This window comes from Ruminococcus sp. AM43-6, assembly GCF_003461785.1.
In the GTDB taxonomy this organism is placed as follows: domain Bacteria; phylum Bacillota; class Clostridia; order Oscillospirales; family Ruminococcaceae; genus Hominimerdicola; species Hominimerdicola aceti.
In genome coordinates, this window is the sequence record NZ_QTXU01000058.1 from 1 (window position 1) to 4,556 (window position 4,556).

General features: G+C 34.7%; 3 protein-coding genes. All 3 read left to right on the forward strand.

The genetic code is table 11. The annotated features are described in order from the left end of the window. Positions 1 to 2,088 (forward strand): relaxase MobL (gene mobL, locus DW938_RS14140; protein ID WP_147342409.1); only part of this gene is annotated, 2,088 nt, incomplete at its 5' end. Between the two features lie 199 nt (positions 2,089 to 2,287). Continuing rightward, positions 2,288 to 2,995 carry a LytTR family DNA-binding domain-containing protein gene (locus DW938_RS14145; RefSeq protein ID WP_041337559.1) on the forward strand — a complete coding sequence of 236 codons (708 nt, stop codon included), beginning with the start codon at positions 2,288 to 2,290 and terminating at the stop codon, positions 2,993 to 2,995. Beyond that, positions 2,995 to 4,272, forward strand: coding sequence for an ATP-binding protein (locus tag DW938_RS14150; RefSeq protein WP_041337558.1), 1,278 nt, complete (start codon positions 2,995 to 2,997; stop codon positions 4,270 to 4,272). Before DW938_RS14145 ends, DW938_RS14150 begins: the two co-directional genes overlap by 1 nt. Positions 4,273 to 4,556 lie beyond the last annotated feature (284 nt).

Genomic DNA, 4,556 nt, shown 5'->3' on the forward strand with positions numbered 1-4,556 from the left:
CAAGGCTTTCTGACAAAGGCTGGAATAGATAAAGTGCGTTCGGTATTTGCAAACGATATTTTTCATGATGATCTGCAAAGCATTTATCAGGAACAGACAGTAAGCCGTGATGAATTGAAAGCGGTTTCCAAAAACGAATTTGAAAGCATTGTAAATAGGATTGCAAGTAATGATCATACAGATCCACAGCTTGAAGAACTTATCAGAAAACTATATATCCAATTACAGAATGTGAAAGGCAAAAAAGTTTACGGCTATCTTCCAATGGAGATAAAGGAAACCGTCAATAAAATATTTTCAGAGCTTGCAAAAGATGAAAATATACAACAGCTCTATGAGAAATGGTGCGGTCTTGAACGTTTGAAATACAAGACGTATACCCAAAAGGAAACAGAACTTCCAAAACTAGCAGATAACAAAGTTTTTCAGCCGGTGCGGAATATGATAATTCGTACAGTACTTAATATGAAACCATTTGATGCAAATACTGAAATTGAAGGATCTGAACCAAATGATGAATACTTTGATAATACACCTCAGAATATGTCACCTCTGTTTGATGAAGCAGAACCGCTGGCAGAGACAGAAACAGATGAATCGGCTGCGGCAATAAAATACTATATCAAATGGAACGATCAATACAAAAAAGCCTGCAAGCTTATCTATGGCAAAGACGCTAAGCTTAATGATTTTAAGAAAGCTGGACAGCTTTTGTTATCTGAATCACAGCGTGGGAATGTTTTGGCTGATTACGATCTCGGAAAGCTTTATTCTACCGACAAGCTTGGCGAAAGAAACGAAGAAATGTCTGTTGCAAAATACACACGGGCTTTGCAGGGCTTTTTGCGAATAGAACCAAACTCTAAGAAATTAAAGCCATATGTTCAGTATCGTATTGGCAAAATGTTTTGCTATGGTCTTGGTACGGAGCAGGACTATCAAAAAGCCTTTGAGTGGTTTGAAAGATCGGCAAAACAGAAAAACAAGTTTGCTCAATTTAGCCTTGCAAATCTGTATTACTATGGCAGCGGTGTGGAGAAAGATCTGTCGCAGGCTTTTCTTTGGTATCAGAGATCATCCTCTCAGGGGCAGCCTTATGCGGCTTATTCTATCGCTCAAATGTACAGATATGGAGAGTATGTCACCAAAGATAACGATACAGCACAGCGATATTACCAACAAGCTTTGTCGGGATTTTTGAAAATCGAAAGTGATGATATGGCGAACGACGATCTGTTTTACAAATTGGGACAGATGTTCAAGCTTGGACTTGGAACAGACTCAGACGTTACAAAAGCGATCGAATACTTCAAACGTTCAGCTGAAATGAATAACAAGAACGGCTTGTTTGAGTATGGCAAAGCACTTTTGACAGGTGAACACATTCCGCAAGATACGGATAGTGCAGTAAAATTGATTGAGAAAGCTGTCAAACTTAAAAACAGCAATGCAAAAAGATTCCTTGCCCTTGAATATATTTCAGGAGAGCATTTGGAACAGGACATTGAAAAGGGAATAGCCTTGCTTACTGAGTGTGCTGACAGCGGAGATGTCATTGCTAGTTACAGACTAGGAAAAATTTATTTGCAGGGCGAGATAATGCCTCAAAATCTGGACAAAGCAGAAAAGTATTTGCTCTTGACAGAAGATAGCGAGTATACGCAGTATGCACTTGCAAAGCTGTATTTGCAGGAAGAAAAGTATGATATACAAAAAGCTGTCAATTTTTTCGAGAATTGTGCTGCCAAAAATCATTGGGCAAGTTATCAGCTTGGCAGGATCTATCTTTTCGGGGCTAAGGACATTGAAAGAGATAAGGAAAAAGCTGTCGAATGGTTCACAAAGTCTGCAAACGACGGCAATGAATGTGCACAGGCTATGCTGGACAACATATCGAAGTTTGAGAATGATCTGCTTGCGAATACGATTTTTAGTTTGTTTGTTAGTCTTAGTAGGTGCATTCAGGATAGTTATGACAACGATCGTAAAGACCTACAAAGCATAGTTGACAGAAAACTGATGAGGGTTATTCGCAAAAAGAAAATGGAGTTGGGAGAGAAAGAAGAAAATCATATGGATATACAATAAAGAAAAACAGCTGATCTGTGCTTGTGAATGCATAGATCAGCTGTTTTTCTTTCGCAAAATCTGCACCTTTGCGAATAAGATTTTTTATAAGTCGTAATTTTTTAACCCAGAAGGAAGTCATATTTGTTTTTTTGTTAAAATTACGATTAATATTGAAAAAGTTAGAATTTTGTGCTAAAATATAATTAGGGGTGTTTTTATGAGAATCGCTATTTGTGATGATGAAAAATCTTACATAGAAAAGATAAAAAAAGATATAAAATCATTTCAAACGCACGAAAATGAATTTGAATTTTCAGAGTTTGAAAGTGGAGAAGAATTTATTGCAGAGTTTTCAAATGATAAATATGATCTGCTCATTCTTGATATTGAGATGAAAGATCTAAATGGTTTACAGACGGCAGAGTTTATAAGACAACTTGATAAAAATGTGATCCTTATTTTTATGACCGGTTATGACAAATTCGTTTATCAAGGCTATGAAGTTAAGGCGTTTAGATATATATTAAAAAATCAACCTGAACCTATTTATTTTAAACAGCTCAGCGATACAATCCAAGAGTATTATAGAAATAAAAAATACATAAAAGTCATTGACGATGGTATTGAAAAGGAACTTCTTACAGTCGATATTTTATATATAGAGGTTTATTCACATCAGATCGTCATCCATACCTTTAACAAAGAATATTATCAGAAAGGTAAATTATCAGATTATGAGAAAATGTTAGAAGAATGTTTATTTGTACGTTCCGATAAAAGCGTTCTGATAAACGTTACTAATATTGACTACATTAAAAAAAATCAAGTATTTATGAAGAACGGCAAAATCTTATATGTCAGCAGAAATCATCTTGAAAAAATCACAAGAGCTTTTTTGAAATTTAGCAGAAACAGGTGGGGATAATGTCCATTAGTGAAGTAATTATAGAAAGTCTGAATTGTCTTGCGGAGAGCATGGTTATAGTTTTCTATTTGTACAATATGATGAAAGAGGATTATAGATTCCGAAAAAAATCATTGGTCCCGGCAGTGATACTCTGTTTTATTTCACTTGATTCGGTAACTTTATTTCTTGAGTATCCATGGGTTCATTTGATTGCTACTTTTATATTGATGATGGCAATTTCAAGCATTATGTTTGAATGTAAATTCGGTACAAAAATATTTTGTTCATTAATATTTTTAATAGTAATACTTGCTTCAGAATCACTTCCCATGGGAATTTTATATATGCTTAATTTTGGAAGTCCTTTGGAGCAGTTAACTTCAGGAGCAGGAAGATATATCGGCATGTTTTGCTCTAAATTGTTTTGCTTTTGGTTTTCAGTTTACATAATAGAATATTCCAAAAACAAGCAGAAAGATATTCCAATCAAAAACTGGCTGTCGATTATACTAATACCTATTTTAAGCGTGTTTATTCTCAATGGTATTTTTGTATCATATGGTTTAAATCACAGACAGACGATAAATTATTTGATTACTGTGATTGGATTACTGGCGCTCAATCTGTTCGTATTTAACTTTTTTGATACATATGCAAACCAACTGAAAATGAAAGTCATGGAGCAAAGGCTAAAATCAGAAGAAGAAAATTATATGCTCATTGAAAACAAGTACAATGAGATAAGGCAGTTAAAGCATGATATAAATAATCAGATATCTGTAGCAAAATCCATGTTTAGTGATGGAAATCCAAAAGAAGCAATAAAGCATCTGGATAAGTTAGCAGACAGCTTATCAGACGCGGGCAGAATATGCTACACAGGTATTTCAGCCGTTGATGCTATTATCAATATGAAATGGCAGGAGGCGTTGAATAAAAACATACAATTTACAACTAAAATTAATGTGTTCGAATCAGTGCCCATAGATAATATGCTGCTTTGCCGGATACTTTCTAATCTTTTTGATAATGCAATTGAGGGAGCTGAACGATGTTCGTATGTCAATAAATATATCTACATTTCATTGATACAAATTGATAATAAACTTAGAATTTGCGTTATGAATTCATCAGATGAGGTTGATACACAAAACCTTAAGTCGAGTAAATCGGGAAACGGATTACACGGTATAGGTGTAAGCAGTATAAAAAAGGCAGTGACTCAGCTTAATGGGGTTACATCTTTCGAGTGGGAGAATGGTATATTTACTGCTGATATATTAATAGAGTATTAACGAAGGTGACATTTAATGTCATAAAAAGTACTTTGGCGCAAAAGCCTTGAAAAAGATAAATAGTATACGCTATACTGAAAACTGGGAACATCCAGTAAAAGTATAGCGTATTTTTTTATCTTGGAGAGTAATTGATCGATGAAGAAACTGAATCAGGAAACAAAACGAGGACTTATTATAACGTTAATTCTCAGTGCAATCTACGGCATAACGACATTAGTAACAGGACAAGCCTGCAGTATAACATATTGTCAGCCGAAAGAGCCTGAGAATTTGCATAAATT